Genomic DNA, 25,105 nt, shown 5'->3' on the forward strand with positions numbered 1-25,105 from the left:
ACCGAGCCAGAGAATTGATGTGGGGCAGCCATCCGGGTGCTCGCGCACCCGGCAGGGAGCTGCCGGCCCTCCGGGCCTATTGCGCAGTAACTGATGCGACGTCCCGAGCGAAAGGCGACTATAAAAAATCGTGCGTTCCTAACCGCGTGGGCAGCCGGACCTACCGCGCCAGCCCGAGGCCTTACGGCCAGGCCGCTCACGCGTCGCGGCTCACGTTAATCGACAAGCCGTGACGCACCCGGCAAAGGGCTGTCGCCGCTCCGCAGCTAGACAGCATTTATCTTTAGAAAATGCTTTAAGCAATCTTCAACGCATCGCGACGAATCCCGCGAAGCATTGTCGGGAAGACGAAAAAGTGCATGGGTAAGACCGCGTACCAGTATGCGATCCCCAACAATCCCAGCGGCCGAAAACGAGCGGTTTGGATTAGGCGTGCCTTGGATGCGTCGCCGTCGATGGCTTCAATCGTAAAGTCAAGTTCAGCGTCGCCTGGCAATCTCATTTCCGCCCGCAGCGTCAATTGCCGGTCGCGAACAAAACCGCTGACTCGCCAAAAATCGACCGCCTCTCCGTAACTCAACACTTCCGGATGCCGTCGGCCTCGACGCAAACCGGGGCCACCGATGACTTGGTCCATCACGCCTCGCAACCACCACAACCAATCGGCACCCCAATAGCCATACTTACCGCCGATCTTACAAACCGCGGCAAAGACATCCTTGGGTGATGCATCGATCACGCATTCACGGCGATCGTCAAAAACGGTTCCGCCGGACCATTCTGGGTCGCCCGGCATTTCGCCTGCGGTTGACCAACGCGTTTCAACCTCTCTGTTTTGCATCTTACCGAACGCGGCATCAATCGCCTGCTGGACTGAAAACAATGGGCCCGGCATCAATCGTGTTGCCAAATCGTTTTTACAAACCGTTCGATTCCGCAACCCCTCGGCAAGCGGTCTGGCGATATCGGCGCTGACCGGCGTGACCAACGAGATCCAACCAGAACTAAGCTTTGGTGTTAGAACAGGCACCGGCAAAATGATTCGGCGCGACAGTCCCTCGGCCTTGGCAGCCATCTGCATCATGTCTCGATAAGACAAAACATCCGTGCCACCAATATCGATGATGCGGCCAACGGTCTCGGGCACATCAAGCGTCTCGACCAAGTATCGAAGCACATCTCGGATCGCGATCGGCTGGGTCTCAATTCGCACCCATTTGGGCGTGATCATGATCGGCAATCGATCGACCAAATAACGCAGGATTTCAAACGAGGCCGAACCTGATCCGATAATCATCGCGGCGCGAAAAACAGTCACGGGAACGGTTCCCATTTGCAGAATCTCGGCGACCTCGCGGCGACTCTGCAAATGGCGACTAAGGTCAGGCCCCCATTCTCCCAGGCCGCCCAGGTAGATGATGCGTTTGCAATCCGCCTGCTGCATCGCGTCGGCAAACGCTTTGGCAAGTTTCCGGTCACGCGATGCGTAATCCTCACCAGCCGAGATCATCGAATGGATCAAGTAGTAAGCAGCATCGGTGCCGACGGCGGCTTTGCCCAGTCGATCAATGCTGGCCTGATCATCAGGATCCAGTTCGCCCCGAACGACGGTCAAGCTTGGATGATCGTGCCACGCATGAACTTCCAGCTTTTGCGGGCTGCGGACCAGACAGATCACCTCGTATCCGCGATCAAGCAGACGAGGAACCAACCTTCCGCCCACGTAGCCCGTTGAACCACAAACTAAGACGCGTTTCCGCGGACTCTGATCTTCTTGGATTGCCATGGGCTATTATGTCTTGCTGACCAGTGTGCGTAACCCACGCAAACATAGAACTAGTCGTTTGACGGCGATCTACGGGCTGCTGGCAGCCAGAACCGGTTCTTTGGCGATCAGCATGTTCAGCGTTTCCAGCAGTGTGCCCTTTTCGACCTGCACATTTTTAGCCGCGACCGTGTACTCAACCAAAGACTGGTAGTACCGCGTTTGAGCTTCACTGATCCGACGTTGCGAATCAAGCAGTTGTTCCAGGTTGACCGGCAGACCCGCGTTTCGGTTGGCCTCCAGAACTTGCAAAGCCTCGCTTGCAGCCAAGTAACGGCTGAGGTTGGTTTGCGATTGCACGAGCGCTCGATCACATTCCGCAACGACCGACGCGAGATCGTGCAGAATCTGTCGCTGCTGTTCTTGCAGGATCGCTTCGGCCCGCGAGATCTGAAACTTAGCGTGCCGCACGGCTGCATGAGCTTGCCGAAAACCGACCGGCATTCGCATCTCTAAGTTGGCTTCATATTCTTGGAAGTCCATCGTGCCGATTTCACCCAACGCACTGTTGTCGCCGGCGAGGTTTTGATCGAGCCCACGAATGCGGTAGATCGTGACAAGATCAAGGGTTGGCATCAGGAAATTCCGAGCCGCCAACAGTTCCATCTCGCGACGTTTCACCAGCAACCGTTGTTGCTGCAATTCGCTTCTCATCCGAACAGCTTCCGCCGAAATCGAATCCCAATCAAAGATCATCGGTGCTTCGTGCGGTTCATCAGCGGGTCGAATTAAGTCGGATTCAGTAATCGGCAATCCGATCAACAAACGCAATCGGCGTTCCGCGGCCAACACTCCGCCTGCGCCCGCAAAGCTGCCGCCGGTGCTGGCGTTGCCCGCCGAAGTTCGCTGAACAACCTTACCCGCGATCGCATCTTGCAATTCGGACTCAAACCGAAAGTACTGTTCGCGTGCCAGCGCTTCGGCGGCACCCGTTCGACGGTTGCTTGTTTTCTGAGCTTCGTAGCTCTTCCATGTCTCGCGAGCACGATCGAGCGATTGTCGCTTGGCATCCAGATCGCGATAGGCAAAGTACAGATCCCAGTACGCGTTGATGACGTTGCTTAGATAATCGCGTGTCTGTTGTCGAAACTCTGATGCCGTGATGTCGTTGTTGACTTTGGCGATCAGGACTCCGTTGTAAACGCCTGGTTCCGCTCCTGGACCGGCAATACGGTTGAACGCCAAACCGCCACCTTGCATCAGCGGCTGTCTCGCCTCCGCATGCAATTGACTTTGCCAAGCACTCGGAAATTCGTTGCCGGTCGCGTTGTTGGCGTCGTAGTCGGTGACGCTGCGAAGCGCGAACTGGGCACCCGTGGCGGTTCGCTTTGAAATTTGTGCAACGTAATCATGCGTGTCTTGTTGGAACGCATTGGATCCACCGCCAAAGAACCGGTTGTTGAATTGGCGGTCGTTGTTTTGCCACTTTCCAAGCGCATAGAACTGGGCGTCGAAAGCTGACAAAGCGGCATCAACACTCGTCTGAGGATCCGTTTCCACCAATGCTCGATTTTCGCGTGTCGCGGTCGCGTCAGGGTTTCGCAAAACGCGTGCCCCAAGATCGCGAAGTACCTGCGAATGAGTCAGTGCGAGTTCGACCGATTCGCCAAGCGTCAGTTCACGATAAGTCTGGTCGTCCCAATCCACACTGCGAAGTGTTTTCGGTGGCGATGAGTACTCGCTAAACGTTTCCGGCGGTGCTCCCGCATCCACATTGCACATCAGCGCGTCGATGCAGGCTGTGTCGTTGCCGATCGTGCTGGCCAGATCGTGGTAGCCGTTTTTGCGAGCTTGATGGCATCCGACGGACGGAGCCAGCAACACCGTCGCTGAAAGCAATAGACGCAGGCCGAGCAGTTTCCCCGTAGCGGATTTTGTTAAAGATCCAACCAGATTAGGATCTTTAACAAGATCCACTACCTCAGAATTGAAGTCAGACCGCCAACCCCGCTTTGACCAACCCAGCATCAATCGGCGCAGCGGATGCCGTCGCTGCGAGTTTTTGCGGGTCGGAAGGAGTCGAAACACGGCTTCAGAATCTCATTGCGCGGATTGTCGGCGGCCACGCTTGTTCAAGCGCACTGTTCTTATTGTCGAACCAACCCGGGCAACCGATCCAATCAATTCATTCGGAATAATCGTTACAGTGCGGCTGGTGTGACAGATTTGGAACTTCTGCGTGAAACTGGGAGTCTGAAAAGCGAACTCGCCCACGTCGCAGCTAAACTGAAGACTCGCTTGTTCGCGTTCGCCTGAATCGCCTTTTCCAATGCTTTCACCCGACTCCTTCGCTAGCCAAAATCGCGACGACCACGACGAAATGTGGCGGGACGCTGAAGATCTGATTGATCGTATGGATCGCCGATCGCGTCATTGCGATGACCAGTCCCAATTTGAACAGGAAGTGGCCGAAGCACTTCGGAAATTCAGTTCTTGCAGCGGCGTTTCAATTCAAAAGCGATGCCAGAATGAATCGCTGGTCGTTGCAAAGTCGGGGATTTCTATTTTCCAGGGCGATGAACTAGCCCGCGATCCATCCAGGCATTTGATCGTCAGCCAAAGTCTGACGGAGACAACCGATCTTGAAACTCAGTTGTGTTTTGAGAAGCCAGTCACGACACAGCAAAAACGTGTTTTCACGGAAACCATGCGTGCGCTGACTAACATCCTGATTCCCGTTGTTTTGCGGCGCGAAATCAGCGTTGTTTCCGATGCAATGCAAAGCCTTGATCGCGACCACCAACTGGTGGAATCACTCTTTGCCGGATCAACGGTCAACGAAACGTATCATTCAATTGCCAAAACTCTCGCCACGTTGACGCACACTGACCGGGTTTGCATCGTTCGCGCGAACCACCGAAAACACAGTATCGGACGGCTTGTTGCATCGTCGGTTCCAACCGACATCGACCCTCGTGCTCGACAAGCACAGGATTTGGTGCGATTGATCCAAGACGATCACACACGCGATCAATACATCCAAGAAAACGCAGTACAGCAAATATATGTCGAACCCATTGCCGATCACGACAACCAGGTTTTGGCGTGGGTTGTTTTCGAGCAGTACGACGACACGGAAACAGCAATTGCTCCGATCGCGATTCGTTTCGCGCCGCATCAAGACCTCGCTCACCGAGCAGTCAAAAACGCCATCGCTCGCGAAATCGCTGGACCTCGTTCCGCTGCCAAAACCCTCGCCACCGTCACACCGATTCGTTGGGCACAGATCCTGGCGGTAGCCGCCGTCGTATTTTTGGCGATGTGGTTGGTCAAAGTTCCATTGAGGCTTTCGGTTCCCGGTCGAATCGCTGCAGCGGCGATTGTCACGAAGCATTCGCCAACCAACGGGTTTGTCACCAAAGTCCATGTGGCTGATGGCGATCGGGTTACGAAAGGCATGCCGCTGCTGCAACTGCACTCACCCGAACTTGAACTCGTCGCTCAACGTCTTTCGAGTGAATTGGCGACGACAACGACCAAGATAGATACGCTGAAATCGGTTAAGCGGAATGCAGGCGACAACCAAACATCGGCTGAGCGGATGGTTCTGCAAACGGAAGCCGATGGAATTCAGCGACAACTGGAACTTGTGCGTCAAGAACAAGAATCACTTGTGCTGCGAAGCACCATCGCCGGCATCGTCCGACAATGGGATGCCAAGGAATCACTTGCTGGTCGCGTCGTCGTTATCGGCCAACCACTTTTGGAAATCATTGACCCAGCCGCCGGTTGGAATGTTGAACTCGACATTCCCGATGATCAGGTTGGCTACCTAGACGATCAACAAAAAGCAAAGCCGACTTGCTCCTTTCGAGTCCTCTCGTCGCCGACTGAAGTCCACGAAGGCGTTTTGAATCATATCGATCAGGCAGCTCAGCTAAACGAGGCGGGACATTCGATTGTTCGTGCAGAGGTATCGATCGACACGGACCAAGCGAATCGCTTTCGCCGCGGAGCCAGCGTTGTCGCCAAAGTCGATTGCGGTCAGCGATCAGCCGCCTTTGTCGTGTTTCGCGGACTGGTGCAATGGTGGCGAACCCAGGATTGGATTTAATGATGAGCAAAAACTTAAAATACAATCATCGGTTGGCGACCGTTTTCATTGCACTGGCACTATTCAGCCAAGCAGTAGCAGCCGATGAATATCGGGCAGACGATTTAGTCATCGTGCCGATCGAATCGGTTGAAGTTCCCGCGACGCGCAGCGGTCGAATCACGGACATGCAAGCGAAGCCGGGTGACGAAGTGAGTCGCGGTGAACTGATTGGTTCGATGGATCATCGCCATGCGTCGCTTGCAATCGAGTTGGCAGAAAGCGAACTGCAAGTTGCACAAGAACTCTCTGGATCAGCGGCGGCGATCAACGCGGCAGACTCACAACTGCAAAGCGAAAAGCAAGCCGCGCGACAATTATTGATCACGCGTGATATCGCCAAATTGAAAGCCGAAAATGATTTGCGTGTGTTGGCGGCAAAGAAGTCAGAAGCGGTAGCGGAAAATGAATACCGCCGAGCCGCGGATTCTCGAAAACAGTATGCACAGAGCATCTCGAAATCCGAGATCGAATCACTAAAGCTGGTCGTCGATAAGAGTCGCCTGGAATCCAAGCAGGCTCAGTTTGAAAAACAAGTCGCAGGCTTAGAGGTCAAAGCTGAAACCGAAGCTGCTCGCAGACAAGCTTTGGAAATCAATCACGCCGAAGCCGAAGTCAGTGCAGCGAAAACCGAGAACGCTATCGCAAAGCTACAAACAAAAAATCGACAGATTCAATTGGAACTTGCAAAAGCCAGCATGGACGATCACCGAATCATCGCTCCCATCGATGGACGGATTACTAGGGTCTATAAATCGACAGGAGCCTGGGCCAACGAAGGTGAGTCGATCGCACGAATTGTTCTGCTGGATCGCTTGCGAATCGAAGGTTTTGCGCCGGTGGAACAACTGAATCAATTTCGGGCCGATGCGGCGATGGATGTAGAAATCGAAGTCTTCGTTGGGGGCGAAACGATTCAGCGAACGGGGAAAGTCGTCTTTATCGATCCTGAAATTGATCCCGTATCGGGCGAGTTCCGTTATTGGATCGACTTTGAAAATGCGGACAAAACGATCCTGCCGGGTATGCGAGCGAGTGCAAGGATTCGGTTATGAATGGCGTCCCTCCGGCGAGCGCCCATCGGCCCAAGCTTCGTGGTGACCTGATTCATCGAACCATCGAAATGGGACAGGAACCGATGGTGGTTTGCAAGGATCCTCTTTCGCGAGCGTACCATCACTTCACGCAAAGCGAGTATGAACTGCTGCGTCTCGCCAATGGACATCGGTCGGTCCCTGAAATTTCGGCGGAACTGAAACAGTGTTATCCATCTTCTTTAATTGAATCAGACGCGGTCCAGCGATTCTTTGCACAAGCCTGGCAACAAGGTTTGTTGGAGTCTGAAAACGCATCATTGCCAAGTGCGTCTCGAAAAAAATGGAATTGGCTCTCTCTGTTGGCGATTCGGTTTCCGGGTGTGAATCCAAGAACATTTCTGGACGCGATTTCACCGCTTGGCAGATTGGTTTTTGCGAAACCTGTTTTGATTGCTTCGGTCATCGCTGCACCGTTGTGCGTTATCGCTGTTCTGATGAAGTTTGATCATTTCGCATCTGACTTTTCTGGCATCACCGCGAATCCTTTTGGTTCACTGGTTTGGATCGCGATTGCCATTGCTGTATCCAAAGTCTTGCATGAACTTGGACACGCACTTGCCTGTCGCCATCTGGAATGCGAATGCCCAGCGATCGGTGTGATGCTTCTATTCGGAATCCCATGCCTGTACGCCGATGTTTCGGATGCTTGGATGTTGAAAAAACGCAGCCATCGAATGCTGATTTCTGCCGCGGGAATGTACGTTGAATGCTGGATTGCAATCCTGGCAACGTTGGTCTGGATGACCTCGAATCCAGGGCCCATTCATGATCTTGCCGTAACGTTAATGGTCGTCTGCTCAGTTTCCACGATCCTGATCAACGGAAATCCGCTACTTCGATATGACGGCTACTATCTACTGTCCGATTTCACCGGCATCGCCAATCTAGCGTCCCGTTCCAAGGCGTCGTTGACCGCACGTTTCCAATCCATGCTTGGCAAGCCTGCACGAACCGATGAACCATTTTGGATGTCAGTTTTTGCTTCTGCCAGCTACGTCTATCGCGGCGTGGTGCTGGTTTCAGTGACGACGATCATCTTCCGATTCTTACAAGCCAATGATTCCGAATTGATCGGAATTTTGTTCCTGACAACCATCATGGCCGTCATTCTTTTGAACCAAGCAAAATCTTTTCGTCAGACTCAACTCACACGACTTGTACTGGCAGGATCGATCTTTTTCGCGGCCTTGTGGTATCCGCTTCCTCGCAGCGTCGTTGCACCGATGACAATCGTCCCGGCCAATGCGAAGCAGATCTATGTAACCGAGCCAGGCTTCTTGCAGACGAAACCTGAATATGGAAAGCAGCTAGATGCACTGGATATCGTTTCGTCATTGTCCAACCCTGTCTTATTACGACAGCACGCAGCCGCAGTAGCCAGTCGCGATCGAATAGAAACCCTGTTGCAGTCGTACCAACGCTCTCGCGGCAGTCAATCACAATCACAGGCGATGATCCCATCGCTAGAAAAGGATCTGGAACAAGCCGATGTCTTGGTTGATTTCCACAACAAAGAACTTCAGCGTTTGAACATTGTTCCCGGCTCTGCTGGCAAACTCTATCCTCCGATGAACAGTCAAAGTCAGCCAACGGTTTCGCTTGTCAAAAATGCTGGCGACAATCGTGTGAGCAAAGTTGGAGCATGGATCAACGCTGGAACCCCCATCGGAATGATCGGCGACGAACATCGCCGAGAAGCAATCCTCTACTTGCCCGATCGCGAAGTGTCGCGGATTGAATTGGGCCAAAGCGTGTCGCTGATGATAGGCGATGCAGCGAAAGGATCGGTGGTCGGCACCGTTATCTCGATCGACGCATCACCCTGCCAGCATTTCCCAGAATCACTTTTGGTAAGCGGCCTTTCGGCAACCAGCGAAAACGTTTATCGCGTCCGAGTACGACTGGAATCGTCTGGCGATGACTTGGTGGTCCATCGCGTCGGTCGCGCCAAGATTCAAGCAAGCCCCGAATCGATCACCCAGCGTCTCTTTCGCCTCATCAGTCAAACGTTTGGTTAGAGGTAGGCCGGAACAAGCTCAGCGCAGTTCCGGCAATGGCAATGCAAGGTGTTGGAATGCCGGAACTGCGCGGAGCTTGTTCCGGCCTACATTTGTTCGTCCAACCAGTGAAGCCTTCTCTCACGCAGGTTGCCGTCAGTCTTTGTCTTATGATACGGACCGATGATTTCTGACTATTCAAACAGACGGTCGCTGATGTCTTCGTTGGGTTGGGCAGGCCAGAGAATCACTTGCCCTTTTTTGCCTGCGGTCATCATCAGTCGGCCATCGTCGGAAAGATCGATTGCGGTCACGTCGCTGCGATGTTTTTCGAGCGACAAGATTTCGCGGCCTTGTCTTGAATTGTTTTCGACGGCGGTTCTTGGATCCCAGACTTTGACGGAGTCGTCAGCGGATGCCGTAAAGACTCGGTAGCCACCTTCAGCGTCGCCAGCAATCTTGATGTCTTCGATTGAATCCGCATGGCCTTCTAACTTGACCCACTGGTCTGACACCTGCGAAGCCTGGGATGGTTGGCCGAGCTTCCAAACCCTCGCAATGTCATCGTCGCCGCCAACCGCAACGTGGCTTCCGTCGTCACTAAAATCGCCGCAGCGAAGATTGACGCCCCGATCAGCGATGTCCAATGATTGAACTGCATTCTTCGATTTCTTAGAGTCAGCTTGACGCAGATCAAGGATTCGAGCGACGCCGCCGTCTCCGCCTAGCAACAAACGTTTTCCGTCGCTGGAGTATCGAACAAAATTGAGATTTCGACCGGAATCCGTGTCGTATTCGCGTACCTGAACCGCAGACTGACCAGGCTTCCATTTCCAAAAACGCACGAAACCGTCATCACCACTGGTGGCAAATCGGTAACCATCGGCTTGGTTGGCGTTGGGCTGAAAAGTAATCGACCGAACGGGCCCCCGATGCGGCGATTCAATTTTCGCGACGGACTGGCCGGTACTTGAATCCCACAACTTGACTGACCGGCTTGCGGTGGCAACCCATTTCCCGTCTAGCGAAAATGCAGCTTCGGTAAGTCCCGCATGCGCTCGATAGCTGTGCAGCAGTTTGCCTGTTTTCAGCTTCCAGTTGAATGCTGCGTTCTTGCTTAGCGTCATGCACCGTCCATCGGCGAGCGGAAACGCTGATTGAGCGACACCCAAACGATTGGGAATCGCAAAGGCTTGGTCCGGCTTTCCGGCAACCGCCTTTGATACATTCCTCCAAACCTTAATCGCCGACTTTTCGCCATCAACGGATTGGCAAACAACGACGCTGTGACCCGACTTGCCAAATGCTGCCGCGGTTACCCGGTTGCGGCGACGACTGCCAGTTCCGGGTGACTTTGATAAGTTACGTTCACTTCTAGCCAGCGTTACTGGTCGCATTGTTTTCAGATCCCAAAGCGTTGCTCGGGATTTCAATTGTGATTCGGTCAGCAATTCGCTAACAGTGACGGCATGTTGCTGATCTCGTGAGAGCGAAATCTCAGTTACGAACCCGTCGTGGTTGAGTCGGCGGATGCTCTTTCGGCTTGTCAGATCAACTTGAGTCAACTGACCATCGTCGGCTCCCAACCAAAGCGATCTCGAATCGCTCGCAAACTGTGCCGCACCGATCCGAAATCCGCGAACATTTTCAATCGGCGGTCCGATCGGTTGACCCGTCGTGGCATCCCAAAGGATCCCGTAACCGATACTGTCACCGGTAAACAGCAATTTACCATCGCTGGAAACGGCCATCGCAGTGACAGCTTGATCATGCCCACGCAACTGGCGCAAGCGTTTCGCTTTGTTTTTTCCTGTCGGATCAACTTTCCACAGGACCGCTTTGATTTTCGGTGACGTTGATCCTGATAACAACAAAGTCCCATCGCCGGACACCGCGATCGTATCGTTCAATCCAGTTCCAAAGACTTCAGCTTGTTGAATGCCGCGACCGATATCCCAAATGCGAACCGTTGAATCAGCGCTGCCAATAAACAAGTACTTGTCCTGGTCATCAGTCGCCATTGACATTGCAACGTAAGCGGTGCCTTCGACGAGTCGGTCTGGTTGCAACCGAACGACATCGCGAAACGAAAGTGTTTTGGGATCAATCGTCATCACCGCAGCGGTGTGGTCAGCACTGGCGGTCAAAACACGGGTGCCGTCAGGCGAAAATGTGGCAGACGAAATGTCGGCTTCGTGCGGCATCGCAGTGGTCGGCAATTCTGGCTCGACCGATTCGCCCACGTACGTCGTTGGATTCCAAACGCGAATCGATTGGTCCCGCGATGCCGAAATGATTCGCTCTTCGGATCCTTTGACGTCCAGATTTGGCACGAACTGAACTGCGGTGACCCAGCCACCATGCCCTCGCATCTTCTTCATTAGCTGGCCATCATCGACGTTCCATTTCTTTAGCGTGTAATCATTTGATGCGGTGACGATCGACTGTCCACTTTGGTCAAAAGCGATCGCGCGAACGATGTCGCGATGAGCCCTTTCAGCGGAACTTGATCGAACAGAGACCAAAGTATTCTTTGCTACACCCTTGCGGTTGTTATCCAGTTCACTTTCCACGATGTCGCGATCAATCAAACGAGCAAACTTCGTCGATGAATTCTGTTTGACTTCGCTTGGCCTCTTTCGCTTATCCGACACATTTGAAAGAGCGCTGGCGATCGCTGATTCATAATCGATGGGCTTCACCTTCATTGGATTCCAAACGAGTACATTGCCATCGATATCGCCTGACGCCACGAGCAAACCTTGCGGGCTAAAGGTGACCGAAGAAACGGGATGGTCGTGACCTCGAAATCCACCCAGCTTCGTTGGCTTCGCCAACATTGCACCCGGCGAGGAAACCGGCACCTTCCACAACTCAACGCTGCCAGTCGTATCGGTCGAAGTCGCCGCGGCAATCATCAGACCATCGCCTTGACGAACGGCATCAACGCGGACGACGGGTGAAGCGTGCCAGCCTGGTTTTGTCAGTTCACGCTTTTGTTGGACATCCCAAACGCGAACCGTGCGATCGGTAGAACCGCTGATCAGGTAACGTGCGCCAACGAATTTCAGATCGCTAACCGTCGTATCATGCGCACCGATTTGGTAGGTCTGATCGCCGTCGATGATCACGACTTGGCCGCTTTGGTGACCAGTTGCCAATCGCCCGGGATCGCTCGACACGGCGACAGCAGTGGCAGGATCGCGAACGGCCGAATCAACGAACTGGTCGGGCGTGACGTCTGCTCTCATTACGGGCAAGCCGTTTTTGGAAGCACTCCATCGTTTGACTTCGCCGCCTTCCAACAACACTGCACCAAAATCACCATTGGCTGAGCTAGACAAATCGATCACCGCATCGTCTAGCTTGGTTTCGTTCTCGGCTCCGTCTGCCTGTCGCCACAACCAACGCCATTCCCAGCCCGTTGCGTAGGGAGATTTCTGTTTGAGTTCTTGTAGAATTTGGCGTGCGACTTCCGATTCATTTTTTTCCAGGCGAGCTTTGGCCAAGCCAATCTTTGACACATACTCTTCGTAGTTGGCACGTTTGGTGGCAGCGATTGCTTCGAGACGTTTTTGATCTGCATCTTCGCGGGCCTCTTCGGCAATTTGTTTTGCGAGCACCGCTTGTTTTTCGGCGGCAAGTGCCTTCCTTGCTTCATCGACTGCATTTTGTTTTGCTTTCGCCTCCGCTGCGGCAAGCTTGCTGGCTCGAAGTGTTTCACTTTCAGCAAATTTGCGTTGTTGGTCCGCCTCGATTTTCTCCGCTTCGGCGATCTTCGTTTGCTCTTCAGCGAGACCTGTCTGCTTTACCGCGATGGCTCTCTGCTGCTGAGCGATTTCCAACGCATCATTCGCTAAATTTCGTTTTTGGTTGATGAACCATAGCCCGATGCCACCACCGACGATGATGAACAGCAACATTGCTGCGGCCACCTTTTTCATCAAACGCAAACCTGCTTCTCGTGAAGCTCGCTGTTTCTTGCCTTCCCGCAAATCGTGGATGAGTTCTTGATGGTCACTGCGGTTTTCATCAAGCAGCGAAAGGCCGAGGTCAAAATCTTCTTTGGCTAGCGCCGCGTCGGCGTGATAGATCAGCGTTTTGTCTAAGCCTTCCGCGGCCGGAACGTTTTCGCTCCATTGACGCAGCGCGGCTTCGTACTGATACCGTGCTTTTGAAAACTCTTCGTAAGAAGAATCTCGGATGCCGATTTCCAAGGACTGTGACGCTTGCCAACTCTGTTGGATGCTTCCGGCATGACGAACAAAATCACGAATCGCGTCGTGAAATTCAGTCACGCTTTCGTAGCGGTCCGCCGGATCGGTTTCCATCGCGCGGTAAGCAATGTCCAGCAGTTCGCCACGGTGTTCTGCATCGACTTCGCGAATTTTGTTTTCGCGAACGGCTTGCAAACATTCAGTTACCGTTGACGCATGGTGTGGTGCTTTGCCGGTAACGATCATGAACAAGGTCGCGCCCAACAAATACACGTCGGCAGCATTGCCGATTCGTTCGATCGGACCGGTTGCCATTTCAGGCGACATAAACGCTGGCGTTCCTCCTAAACCAGTGGACGTCAACAATGCCGAGTCTCGTTTTTCGGTGTAGCGAGCCGTCGGCAATGCCAGCCCCCAATCCATCACCATCACCACACCGAATTCACCCAGCATGATGTTCTCGGGTTTGATGTCGCGATGAACCACGCCGCGAGTGTGTGCTTGAGCGATTGCGTCGCAAACTCGCATCAAGACTTCTAAGTTGTCGTCGACCGACATGGATTTGATCTGTTCAGACCAAGGCGTTCCGATGACCCGCTTCATGGAATAGAACAGGTCACCCTCGGGCGTCATCGCGACATCATGGATCGGAACAATGTTGGGATGATCCAAGTCACCGGTGACGATCGCTTCTGACAAAAATTGCAACCGTCGTTCTTGCTCGACTTCCTTTAACCGTCCCGTCTGCATCAACTTTTGACGGCGTTTGCCATCGATCGGCTTGATCAACTTTAACGCAAGCAGACGATCGAGTGAGCCTTGGCGTGCGACAAAGACGTCCCCCATGCCGCCTTGGCCGAGTTTACGAATCAACCGGTAATCGCTATTGGTTTTTGGGTCAGTCTTTAGGGGTGCGAGTTCACAGACTCGCAATCGATCGAAATTGCGATCCGAAACCGTCTTGTCGATCGCTGGGGTTTCGTCCGTTTGACCACCGGCGGATACGCCTGCAGAAACCCCAGCAGAAAACGCTGTGGCGGAAGTGGACTCCATCTGCAAACCGTCGATCGTTTCCTCTGTTTCCATCCCACCAGCCGTTTTTCCACCAACCACTTGATCGACTGGAATATCAGCGACAACGGTTGCCCAGATTTCAGCATCTTTCCCGGTCAATTCACGAGCGTTGATCGTTGCCCCAATATCATCGCCCGCCATCAGCGATGATTTCATCTTGACGGTTCCCGATGAGCCACCGTCTTTACGAGATGGAAAATTGGCGGCCGAAGATGACGCTCGACTGGTTCCCCGTCGCACCGTTGTTTTGCGTTGTTCCTGCGAACGATCAATCGCCGAGCTATCGCGCGAATGATCAGGACTGGGCGTGTCTGCACCTGACGACGGTTCAATCGGCGTCGTCAATTCGTTGGAATTGATTTCCGTCGTCTTCTCAAGATCCGATGGATCGTCGGCGTTGTTATCTTTGTTTGGGTCAACCATTGCGTCGCTTTCCAAATCGGCTACTTCGCGACAAACGCGATCGGTTTTTAGTTGAGCGTCGATGTCGTTGCCACACGGCGGATTCAATCTGTCCGGCATTCTCGGACACGACCGCGGAACGTCGTTGACGTTTGGCGACAACAGTCCCCGTTACCGCCATGACGGCCGCGCCGGGCAGGTACGCGAGATCGAGATCAGTTTCTTGATCTGACTCTTGATCATCATTGCCGTCATCTAATTGCTCGTCCGGATTCGTTGGCAGATCTAGCGGCCTCAGTCGAAGCACACCTTCGTCAAGTTCATCATCGGGAATCGTGGCTTCGCCCTGACGAACTTCGACTCGTAAAATGGAGCGTTCGTTTCCATCCCCGACCACCTTTTCAATTTCATAAGCTCCGTCGGGAAGTTGCGAAAACAACTTACGCAGTTGATCACCATCAAAAATATCCGCGGGCAGTTTTTCTGGTGCTACCAAATCTTCGCCATCCGGATCAGGAGAAAGAACTCGCAGTTGAAAATACTCCTCGCGGCTAACAATCGAGGTCGTCGGGACTTCGGCGACTTCTAAGGTCGAAGTCAACACTTCGACCGTCTGGTCGGTGCTGACAATTTGGTTGACAGGTTCAAATTCGGGGATCACATCGCGAACCGGGAAGAAGGCGACGGGAATGGTCAGGTTTGGAATAATAAAAGTCGCGGTTCCTGTTTCCAATTGTGGTCCCATGCCTGAATCCAGGTTGGTGGTCGGATTGTCGGTCGATGAGAGTAGCCCACCAGCAACGGGAACCAGTTCGGCTTCGGGAGTGATCGATGAGCCTGTTTGAAAGACGCCGGCGGTCTCGCCTTCGACCAGACTCTGAACCACGATTGAATCATGATGCCGAACAGAGAAACGAACGTTGTAAGGTTCCGTGGCAGCGGTTCGACCATTGGATCGGCTGTCGAGAGTGTCGCCTTCGAGATACAAATGCGTGAAACGAGCCGTTCCATCGCCGGTCGGTGAGTATTGAGTCACAGTGGGCTGGCCATCGCGCGCTGGATCAACTCCCACAAACGCATTCTGATTGGAATGCAGGTTGTCAACTTGCTGAAAGCGGCGAGGGTCCGAATCGCCCCAGTCGATCGTAACGGTCAGACCGCGTTCCCCGGGCGTGCCAACATTGACAGTCAAAATTCCCGTTGCGTCGTTTTGCAATGCTTGAGTCAACACGTTGGTGCGAACACTGGCGGGATCAAAGAACGCATGGTCGATTCCGGCGTCGATCGCAGCGTCGATCGCAGCGGTCGCTTGATCACCACCCGGACGTGGAAGAAATTGACGAGCAGTACCTTGGCCTTCGCCGGTAAACAGTTCCACGTTTTCACCGACATAGAACTCATTGGTCGCTAGAAAAATTGTCCGCTCGGTTCTATTGCCACCTGGCTGAGTCAGATCACCAAGGGGCCGCGGTTGTGATGCTTGGTCAAGATCTTGGAAAAGCTTTTCACCGTGGATTTGCACATCGTCTTGCAAGCGGATCGTTGGGGCTTCCAAGTCAACGCGGCCAAATTCACCGAGTGCATCAATTTCAGGATCGGCTTGCTGGTCTGGTCCAGCATCGCCCGTGGTGAGATCGACGACTTCAATTTCGGAATCGCTTCGAATGATAATCTGACCGTTTCCAGTTTGAATCGGGGTGATCGATTGCCCTGCTTGATTCGCCAATCCGCCCAATCGTAGCGGGTCGATCGTATCGACATGATCGATAATCAAATCACCGCGATTGCTTCCAAGGACACTGGCGGCCAAGTCATTAACATCGGTTCGCAGACGAATCGACGCGTCCTGATCGCCAGAAAGATTTGCAGCAGTCACGCTTAACTGTGTTGCTGAAACAAGACTGTTGTCGTCGGGTCCAAGGATGTCATCGGAGGAAATCAGCGTCACCAGTCCTTCTCCGCCAACCGTGATTTCGTCAATCGACAGGTCCGATGCTACGCCGGTCGTTCGCAGCGAGATATTGCTGTCCGATGTGGTGACTTGTTGAATTCCAACAGACTGATCCCCCAGGAAAACGAGGTTCACATCTCCGGCATCGCTGTTTGCGATTAGCTTATCCGTTCCATCAAGTTCCAAGACTTGCTGATCGCCAATCCCATTCGTCGCCGTCAACGTGACATTCGCGGCGCTCAAGTCTGTGTCCTTATTATTATCATTTTCGGCATCATCATTTTCGGCATCATCAATTCGGTCGGCGTGCAGGTTGATTGAATTGCCAGCCGCTTGGACGTTGCCGATCGCCAGGGCCCCCGCAGCCATCACGTCAACGTCCCCGGAATTTGAAATTAATGATTCCACCAACAGGTCATCTGCTGAATCAACCAAATCAATGCCGTCGCCTGCGACCAGGTCAGTGATCACTCTGAATTGGTTCGCGTTGTTCGCCAACCGGACCTCGCTCGTCACAACGCCCGCAAGACGATCCGCTTCGATTGTCGTTCCTGGTTCTTGGAAAACGCTGTTGAGTTCATTGCCAGTTGTGCCAAGCACCAACTGACCGTCGGTTGCAAAAGTGTCACCGAGATTCACTTGGTCAAAACCGGAAATCACAATGGCATCGCTGCTAGAATTACTGCGCAGCGTGCCCGCACTCGCGTCGAAGTCGCTGTTGTTTCCGCTGATCAGAATGCGGTCGTTACCGGAAAAAATTTCAGCTTGACCCCCGAGAATAAACCCCTGGGATGCTTCTACTTGAATATCGCCGCTGGCAGACGTGATGTCATTGATGACTGTCACGTTGCCTCCGCTAAGCGAGACATCGGATGCGAAGATCATGGATTCGATATGAATGGCCGAGACGTCCTCCACGATCAATTCGCTTTCGAGCAACACCTGACTTCCTGCAAAGATGGTTTCCGAAGCGGACTGCACGGTTAGGGTGTTGAGCAATTGACCACCGCTGCCATCGACTTCGCCCAGCAAGACATTTCCTCCACCCATCGCGATCCGCAGATCTACGTCGGACGCGTCGGTGCTGAGCGTAGAATCACTCAAATCAATTCGGCCCGCCCCTACCAGCGTTGTGTCAGACGAAAGAGTTGTTGGGCCATCGATGACAAGTTGGTTGTCAATTTGCAACTGCGGTGAAGTTAGGGCAGCATCGAATCGGACGGCACCGACAAGCTGGACGTCGGCTTGCCCCAATGACAGAGAATTTCCAGACGATGAAAGTGTGATTTGTTCAGACTCGGCGAACAGCGAACCGCTTGCCGGAACTACTGATTCGTTTAACTGCAACGTTGTCGTGTCGTTGCCGCCATCGCCCGACACAAAGACTTCCAGGTTGCCCAACAGCGGCGTTGAAATTGAATCGTTGCCCGAACCGAGCGCAACGAACACTTGACCCGACGTGATGGCGTCGGCAGAAAGTGGATTGAGTTCGCCAGCGATCCCGTCAGGATGACCGCTGATCGGAACAACTTGGTTGGGGTTTCCAGGATCGGTGTCATCAAAAATCTGTAGCGCCTGGTCGGAATCAAACTCAATGCGAAGCGAATCACCAAACTCGGTGCCCAGTAAAACCAGTTGCCCCAGGGGATTCAGTTCGGCACTGGCGTTGAGCACCAATCGCGGTTCCAGCCGACGGACACTCGGTGCCCAAGCTTCGATGGCGGTGCGTCGGTTTTGTTTTTGAATCCGGCGGCTTTTAATCCAGCGGCTGCGCGACCTGAGAAACGAAAATGCCATGGAAGACGCGTTGGAAGAGGAAGAAAACCGGGATTAAGTTCGGACGAAAGCACCGGAAAAATTGCAGCGATGAAACCTTTTGTATAGTAATCGACGTGTCGTTAAGCCTGGCAAAATGTTCTGATTCTGACGCTTAGAAAAAGAAATCTGGTCGGGTAATTCCTGTCGGTGGACCTGATTTAGCGGCCCTAGGCAGCGGACTTTGGTCGATAAGGATTAAAAGCGGTCAATTCAGGCCCAAATACCGATTCTTGGCGATTGTGATTCAACATGCGACGAAACCTCATCAACGCCGATTCCATTTGGCCCGGTTTGGTCATGCTCGTGATCACCGCCTTGTTTTGGGGTTCGCAAACAACCCCAATCGTTGCCGCCGACCCCAGCGAATCACTGGCCGCTTTATTGCAAGCCGGATCAGGATCAAAGGCGGTCGACGATGATGAGCTGTCGTTGCGGGATCTGCTGGACGATGAAGACGAATCTGCCGATGAGGCCTCGACGGATTCCCTGCGAGATCTGTTGGAAGAAGGTAGCGAAGACTCTGACGATCTTTCGGACGGCGACGAAGATAATGGCGACGAAGACAGTGACGACGAAGACAAAGACGAGGCACTTGAAGTTGCCACGTCCAAGCGACTTGCCGTTGAATCGGCATTTGCCCGCCTTCGTAAACCGATTCAACAAATTCGTGTTGTCGATTCACTTGGCGATCCAGATGGGCCCAGTAGCTCAGTTTCGCAAACAGGCGAACACGAAATCGCGGGCAATTTGATTAGCGACAGTGGTGCAGTGATTCCGCGTTACGAGCGCCGAACCGTTTGTTTTTCGCATCGCCCGCTGTACTTTGAACAAGAAAATCTGGAACGCTGCGGAAACGGCCACGGTTGCTTGACCAATGCGTTTTCGGCGATGCGTTTTGTTAGTTCGGTTGCGGTACTTCCCTGTAAAATGACCAAGCAGCACCCAAGTTGTCCCGTTCATGCTGGCGGCGATTGCCGGTGCGGCCAAAGCCTCGGTCAATCCAATCCAATTGCGATGGACTGCTTTCCGATCGATCTGCATTCGGCAGCGGTCCAAACTGCCGCGATCGCCGGTTTCTCTTTCCTACTGCTTTAATGCCAATTTAGGCAGGAACAAGTTCCGCGCAGTTCCGGCAAGCCAACGTCGTACCATGCAATTGCCGGAACTTCGCGGAGCTTGTTCCGGCCTACATCTGTTTTGCAACTTGGCTGCTAGCCGGTCCCGCACCGAATTCGGCTCAATTCGACAGTTGGGCGAAGTGTCCGAGACCGGCAGCGAAACGTCGGTCAATCCGCCGCCTACGCCCTTTGACATTGTCAGATAAGCAGATCAGGTAAAATGGTGAGTTTTGCGGGTTGAAGGGCGCCAAATTTGTGCCTTTTTCACCTCTTTTTCTTACATTTCCCTTAAGCCTTGCGTACCCTTGAATGTGGTCCACGCATTCGCGTCGATCAACCGATGCGCGTGCCCTTTTGCGGGTCGTCCGGACTAGAAGGATTGCAACGATTTTATCGATCGCTGTCATCACTGCCTCATCAAGAGAACCTGTTGAAAATGATATCGCTTATCAACTTAAAATCGAACATTCGCCAAGCGTCCATCATGTCGGCCACCACGGTGGCTTTTAGCGTTTCGATGATCGGAGACATGCAGGCACAAGACGGTTGCTGCTTCGAGCCTGCTTATCGCATGGAATGCGAAACCGTCATGGAACCGCAAGTCGTTCAGCGAATGCGTTTGAGCACGCAGACCGAATACGTTGATGAGCAGGTCACTAGCTTTCGGCCAGTGCTAAGAACACGCACGGAAGAACGCGAGTACAAAGTTGCTCGTCCTGTCGTGGAAACCTCGTATCGAGAAGAGCGGTTTACCGTTTGGAAGCCAGTCGTTGAAACGTCTTATCGGGACGAGACCGTTCAGCAGACGACTTACGTCAACGAAACAGCCGAACGCGAAGAGCAGTACACGACCTACAAGCCAGTCGTTGAAACTCAGTATTACAACCAACAATACGCCGTTCAGCGACCTGTCACCGAAACGCAGTACTACAACCAGCGTTATGCCGTCCAGCGTCCCGTCACCGAAACGCTGATGCAGACTCAGCAGTACACATCGCTTCGCCCCGTCACGACCATGCAAAACCGAACGGTCGATGCCGGCGGCTACGTCGCTCAGCAAACTGTGATTCCCGGCCAAGTTCAATACGGAACACAATACATTCCTCGTACTCACGCAACACCGGGACCGTTTGGTCTGTTCGCACGCGTTCGCGGATCCTACGCGGTCACGCCGACGGTCACCGCACCAACCGTTCAAACGCAATACGCTTACCGACCAAACTACATCACCCAGCAAGTCGCACAGACTCAGTACGTCCCGCAAACGCAGGCCGTCCAAGTGCCCGTGCAAGTCCAACGGATGCAGACCGAATACGTCGATCGCCAGGTGCCCGTTCAGACAACGCGGATGCAAACGGAAATGGTCAACCAACAAGTGCCAGTCCAAACGACTCGCATGGTTGCCACGACCGAAGTTCGCAAGGTTCCTTATGTCGTCACCAAACCAGTGACGCAAACCTTGACTCGCAAAGTACCGGTTCAACAGCAACGCTGGGTAACCGAAGAAAAGGTTCGTAAGGTTCCGGTTCAGCAAACTCGCATGGTTTATGAAACCAAAAAGGAACCTGTTCAAGTTTCTTACTACGAACAAGAAGCGGTCGTGCAAACGGTTCGCAAGCCAGTGACCAAACAGGTCTACGTTCCTTACAACGAAACGATCATGGTTCCACGGCAAGTCGTCCAACGAGTTCCGCTGTCCTACTACGATCCGTTCAGTCCCGCGATCACCAGCGGTTACTCTTCGTTCTCGCCCCCAATCAGCTCGCCCCCAATCAGCTCGACTGTGATCAGTCCAGCACCCGTGGTTTCGGCACCGTACCAAAGCGGATACGCACCGGCTCCTGCGGTGGCACAGCCTTTTGAAACGCTGGGCGATTCTGTCTTGCAAGGGCCACAAACACTCGACGACGTGCCAAGCACCCGGATGCAGAAGATTGAAACCGGCCCCACCGAAGAATCATCAAGCGATATCTTCGACAGCCAAGATGCCGAAGATTTACCGGCACCTGAACTGAAGGCACCACAAAACTCTGGCGACGGTACCGACGCAACCGAAGCAGGTTTCCGTTTGCAATGGATGCCACGTTTCGCACGCGAAGCTTAAGCTGGAATTGCTGGCCCATATCGAGCGTGAATCCACCGATCAGTGCGACTCGCAACATTTTAGTCGGGCTTTTTTGCCGTCACGGTGATTCGGCCCGACAATCGCAACAACGAGATGATTTTCTCGGGGACTAATAAAAATCTCCTTGCCATTTCGCTAGGTTCGCCCACAAAGCAAGCCATCCATCGCGTTGGCCATTTCGCATCGGGATAGTTGTCCATTGCCCATGCGGCAACACTTCCCCACCAGTATCGCAAACTTGCTTGGTGGATGATCTTTACATCCGTGAATCCTGATTCAGTAAGCAGTCGGCGAATTCGGAACTCAGTAAAAAGCTGCAAATGCCTGGGAGCGTCATAGCCGAGCCAATGCTTACCAAAGATCCATCGCTCGGGAGCGCTGGCATTGGGAATGCTGACCGCGAGCAGCCCGTTGCGTTTCAGAATTCTAAAAGTCTCTTTCGTGAAGAAGCCCGGATCTGGAACATGCTCTAGCACCATCCAAGCCACGATGGCATCCATGCTTTCGCTAGGAATCTCGGCTTCGGAAAGCGTCTTTGTTTGCACATCAAAACCACGAGATTGGGCCTTCCTGGCGGCGTCTGAATTCGGTTCTAGCCCATCAACTAGCCATCCCGCCACTTTGGCCTGTTCCAGAAAACCACCGTAAGCACATCCGATTTCAAGCAGTCTAGGACCGTTGCGTGTAGGCTGACCGGGAATAAGCTCGGGTGATTCCGCTGGTAAAGGTGGCATGATCGTGCCGTGCTGCTGGCCCAACCAAAACAAGAATCTTCGCAGCAACGGAACTTGGCTTAAAACTCTTCGTAAGAACGAATTCTTTTTCGAGTTTTCAGTTCGCGCCAGACTATCAGACGTGGATGTTTCGCGACCAGCGACGGAGCCCTGATGAGGACCATAGGACTTGGGGTAGCATGCCGCCAACGAATCATCGGTGGGCCTAGGATTCAAATAAAAATGTTGGCATGCTTTGCATTGAACAAATTGAAATTGCTGACCAATGTGATAAATGAAGTCTCTTGTTTCGATTACATTCTGAAAGTCATCCGCGTCGCAAAGTGGACAACAAATTTCCTTTACTGGAATAACTTTGGCTGTCGATTGTGGTGAAGATGAGGAATTCATGGAAAGCGAGCTTCGTTCAAATTCGTGCTTTTGGCAACATCCCTTTGAGCTTCAAAACATTGAAAAGACTGATTCCGAATTCAATAAAAGATCTGCTCAAACGCATGATCAATCGCGGACTCACCACCGCTGGATGGAAGTTAGCACCGTTTGGAAGCATCGTTGTGGACGGCCAATGGTATGACGGTTCGATTGACGGCGTGGTGTCAAAACACCGCTCGCCCGCCTTGGATGATGCTGATTTCAAACGAGCGATCCAACACCTATGCCAACGGAATGCTTTTCTGGGGCTCGATCAAGCGGTCCGAGGCGAGACGACGATGCACCGGTTGCACCTTGCCGGTCAACTTGCCCGACTATCAATGGGAATCGAAGGCGATTTGGTCGAGTTCGGAACGTTTCGAGGGGCAACGGCGTATTGCATGCTCAATGCAACGAAAGAAAAATCGATTTATCTTTACGACACGTTCAGCGGAATTCCGGAACATGGTGTTACAGATCACGAACGAGCCGTGGGGCTTCTAGGATCTTTTCAGGATACATCCGCTGACTTTGTCCGAGAAAACTTGTCAACTTTTGCCGACCGAATTCATATCCGCGAGGGACTCATCCCAGACACATTGAACCAACCCGGTCCCACAAACATTGCCATGATGCACGTTGATTTAAATCTGGTAAAACCGACGCTACAGGCAATTCAATGGGCGTTCCCGCGTTGGGCATCCGGTGGAATCTGTCTGCTGGATGACTATCTTTGGGATGGTTACGAAGATCAACGCGCCGGCGTCGAACGCTTCTTTGCAGAACAGCAACGGTCGATTATCGCGTTGCCGACTGGACAAGGCATTGTTTTCAATATCACCAACTAGCCCAGATCGCGATCTCACCAGTGTTCCTTGATCCGCTACGACCGATCTTTTTAAAGACCGGTTTAGATCGCGCTGTTCTGTACGGCATTTTGATGAAGTGTTGGCAGATCCCGTCGGGTGTTGTCACGATGCTGATGATTGCCTTCTTCTTTGATCCGGAAACCCAAGGCGTCTACTACACGATTTTTGGAATCCTAGGATTGCAGAACATGGCCGAAGCGGGGCTAACGTCAGTGCTGATGCACGCCGTAAGTCACGAATCGGCTCGCGTTCAAATCAGCGGCGACGGAAACCTAACAGGTACACCGGATGCAATCGGGCGGATCGCTTCGCTAACACGGGGCGGTGTGAAGTGCTTGCTCGGATGTGGCGTTCTGTTTGCCATCATCGCATTGGTTTGGGGGTTGTTGATCTTTCGCGGTTCAGATGAATCGAATATCGGATTTGTTCTGCTCTGCTCTGTTTTGCTCTCAGCCGCGTCGCTGGTCTCGGCCGGGCTGGTCGCAATTCTGGAAGGCTGTAACCAAGTGGTCGCTGTCAATCGCAACCGATTAGGGCAAGTCGTCTGCGGCAGTTTTGTTGTCTGGGTGGTCATTGCCACAGGTGGAACGCTTTGGGCAATTCCTGCATCGCTTGCAACACAACTCATTTGGGAGATGAAACTGATTGCGTTCGGTAACCGAAAACTGATGTTGAAGATTCTAAAAGCATCGGATACCGACCTGAACTGGCGACAAGAGATATGGCCATTGCAATGGAAACTTGGTCTTCAAGGCTTTGTTCACCAATTCGCATTCACTCCGATGATCCCAGTGCTATATCACTGGCACGGCCCGGTTGTCGCTGGTCAAGCCGGGATGACACTATCGACGCTGCTTCAACTGCTAGGTGTTGCTTCGATGTGGATTCGCACTCGGGCTCCTCAATTTGGCGAATTGATCGCGCAGGAAAAACGGTCAACCTTGGATCAAGTTTTCAGGAAGGTGACGATTTCTTCTACGGCCGCGCTGGTAGCACTGATGACACTATTCTGTTCAACGCTTTTCTTGATGGGTAACGCTGACCATGAGTTATTGGTGAAGCTTGCTAGCCGTTTCTTACCAGTTCAATTAGCCCTCGGCATTGCGATTGCCACGCTGCCAATCCATTTGATGCAGTGCTTTGCAATTTACCTTCGGTCGCACAAGGTCGATCCGTTGTGGCGGATTACGATCGCGAGCAATCTGTTGCTAACCCTTGCAGTGGTTCTGGGTGAAATTCAGTTTGGGGCGATCGCGCTGGGTGCTTCGATAACTCTTGTTTACGGATTCATCACCTTGCCCACCGTGTTCATGGTTTGGCACCGCTTTCGGACCAATCAATCCCCAGCAAAGTCGAGTTAAAAGACGTTCACGC

Annotated in this window: 12 protein-coding genes; 7 read left to right on the plus strand and 5 right to left on the minus strand. The window is 53.0% G+C overall.

Features of this window, described 5'->3' with window-relative positions; all coding sequences use genetic code 11:
* Positions 1-295: 295 nt before the first annotated feature.
* Positions 296-1,786 (minus strand): SDR family oxidoreductase, encoded by a 1,491-nt coding sequence (locus RC85_RS08580; RefSeq protein WP_068261184.1) that lies wholly within the window; start codon positions 1,784-1,786, stop codon positions 296-298.
* Positions 1,787-1,855: 69 nt separating this feature from the next.
* A complete protein-coding gene (locus RC85_RS08585; RefSeq protein ID WP_238383110.1) occupies positions 1,856-3,853 on the minus strand; it encodes a TolC family protein in 1,998 nt (665 codons plus the stop codon).
* Between the two features lie 241 nt (positions 3,854-4,094).
* Here RC85_RS08585 and RC85_RS08595 point away from each other — a divergent pair, with 241 nt between their 5' ends.
* From RC85_RS08595 to RC85_RS08605, 3 genes are read left to right on the plus strand one after another with little or no spacing between them, the layout of a single operon-like run.
* A complete protein-coding gene (locus RC85_RS08595; protein ID WP_068261191.1) occupies positions 4,095-5,879 on the plus strand; it encodes an efflux RND transporter periplasmic adaptor subunit in 1,785 nt (594 codons plus the stop codon).
* Positions 5,880-5,881: 2 nt separating this feature from the next.
* A complete protein-coding gene (locus RC85_RS08600) occupies positions 5,882-6,973 on the plus strand; it encodes an efflux RND transporter periplasmic adaptor subunit (protein WP_068261194.1) in 1,092 nt (363 codons plus the stop codon).
* Positions 6,970-9,033 (plus strand): HlyD family efflux transporter periplasmic adaptor subunit, encoded by a 2,064-nt coding sequence (locus RC85_RS08605; RefSeq protein WP_068261197.1) that lies wholly within the window; start codon positions 6,970-6,972, stop codon positions 9,031-9,033. Before RC85_RS08600 ends, RC85_RS08605 begins: the two co-directional genes overlap by 4 nt.
* Positions 9,034-9,206: 173 nt before the next feature.
* Here RC85_RS08605 and RC85_RS08610 read toward each other — a convergent pair whose 3' ends face one another.
* Together RC85_RS08610 and RC85_RS08615 are read right to left on the minus strand one after the other, a co-directional pair.
* On the minus strand, positions 9,207-14,825 hold the full coding sequence (locus RC85_RS08610; RefSeq protein WP_068261200.1) for a protein kinase domain-containing protein: 5,619 nt from the start codon (positions 14,823-14,825) through the stop codon (positions 9,207-9,209).
* The gene (locus RC85_RS08615; protein WP_068261202.1) at positions 14,719-18,453 is read right to left on the minus strand and encodes a hypothetical protein; all 3,735 of its coding nucleotides are present in this window, start codon (positions 18,451-18,453) and stop codon (positions 14,719-14,721) included. The genes RC85_RS08610 and RC85_RS08615 overlap by 107 nt, the downstream gene beginning before the upstream one ends.
* 270 nt (positions 18,454-18,723) lie before the next feature.
* Between RC85_RS08615 and RC85_RS08620 the strand changes: the two genes are divergently transcribed.
* Both RC85_RS08620 and RC85_RS08625 read left to right on the plus strand, forming a co-directional pair.
* Positions 18,724-19,569 carry a hypothetical protein gene (locus RC85_RS08620; RefSeq protein WP_068261205.1) on the plus strand — a complete coding sequence of 282 codons (846 nt, stop codon included), beginning with the start codon at positions 18,724-18,726 and terminating at the stop codon, positions 19,567-19,569.
* Between the two features lie 459 nt (positions 19,570-20,028).
* Positions 20,029-21,696 (plus strand): hypothetical protein, encoded by a 1,668-nt coding sequence (locus RC85_RS08625; protein ID WP_235033261.1) that lies wholly within the window; start codon positions 20,029-20,031, stop codon positions 21,694-21,696.
* 59 nt (positions 21,697-21,755) lie between these two features.
* Here the strand turns inward: RC85_RS08625 and RC85_RS08630 are convergent, their stop codons facing one another.
* Positions 21,756-22,841, minus strand: coding sequence for a class I SAM-dependent methyltransferase (locus RC85_RS08630; protein WP_068261210.1), 1,086 nt, complete (start codon positions 22,839-22,841; stop codon positions 21,756-21,758).
* 59 nt (positions 22,842-22,900) lie between these two features.
* Between RC85_RS08630 and RC85_RS08635 the strand changes: the two genes are divergently transcribed.
* Together RC85_RS08635 and RC85_RS08640 are read left to right on the plus strand one after the other, a co-directional pair.
* Entirely contained in the window at positions 22,901-23,710 is an 810-nt protein-coding gene (locus RC85_RS08635; RefSeq protein ID WP_162273192.1) for a TylF/MycF/NovP-related O-methyltransferase, read from the plus strand.
* Positions 23,711-23,730: 20 nt separating this feature from the next.
* Positions 23,731-25,092, plus strand: a complete 1,362-nt coding sequence (locus RC85_RS08640) for a hypothetical protein (RefSeq protein WP_068261220.1) — start codon at positions 23,731-23,733, stop codon at positions 25,090-25,092.
* The last annotated feature ends 13 nt before the right edge of the window (positions 25,093-25,105 follow it).

It is taken from the genome of Rubripirellula obstinata (assembly GCF_001642955.1).
Lineage (GTDB): Bacteria > Planctomycetota > Planctomycetia > Pirellulales > Pirellulaceae > Rubripirellula > Rubripirellula obstinata.

What these genes read in the sequence shown, in the direction of transcription:
- RC85_RS08580 (WP_068261184.1), bottom strand. Translation starts at nt 1,786, where the DNA reads ATGGCAATCCAAGAAGATCAGAGTCCGCGGAAACGCGTCTTAGTTTGT.
- RC85_RS08595 (WP_068261191.1), top strand. Translation starts at nt 4,095, where the DNA reads ATGCTTTCACCCGACTCCTTCGCTAGCCAAAATCGCGACGACCACGAC.
- RC85_RS08600 (WP_068261194.1), top strand. Translation starts at nt 5,882, where the DNA reads ATGAGCAAAAACTTAAAATACAATCATCGGTTGGCGACCGTTTTCATT.
- RC85_RS08605 (WP_068261197.1), top strand. Translation starts at nt 6,970, where the DNA reads ATGAATGGCGTCCCTCCGGCGAGCGCCCATCGGCCCAAGCTTCGTGGT.
- RC85_RS08610 (WP_068261200.1), bottom strand. Translation starts at nt 14,825, where the DNA reads ATGCCGGACAGATTGAATCCGCCGTGTGGCAACGACATCGACGCTCAA.
- RC85_RS08615 (WP_068261202.1), bottom strand. Translation starts at nt 18,453, where the DNA reads ATGGCATTTTCGTTTCTCAGGTCGCGCAGCCGCTGGATTAAAAGCCGC.
- RC85_RS08620 (WP_068261205.1), top strand. Translation starts at nt 18,724, where the DNA reads ATGCGACGAAACCTCATCAACGCCGATTCCATTTGGCCCGGTTTGGTC.
- RC85_RS08625 (WP_235033261.1), top strand. Translation starts at nt 20,029, where the DNA reads ATGATATCGCTTATCAACTTAAAATCGAACATTCGCCAAGCGTCCATC.
- RC85_RS08630 (WP_068261210.1), bottom strand. Translation starts at nt 22,841, where the DNA reads ATGAATTCCTCATCTTCACCACAATCGACAGCCAAAGTTATTCCAGTA.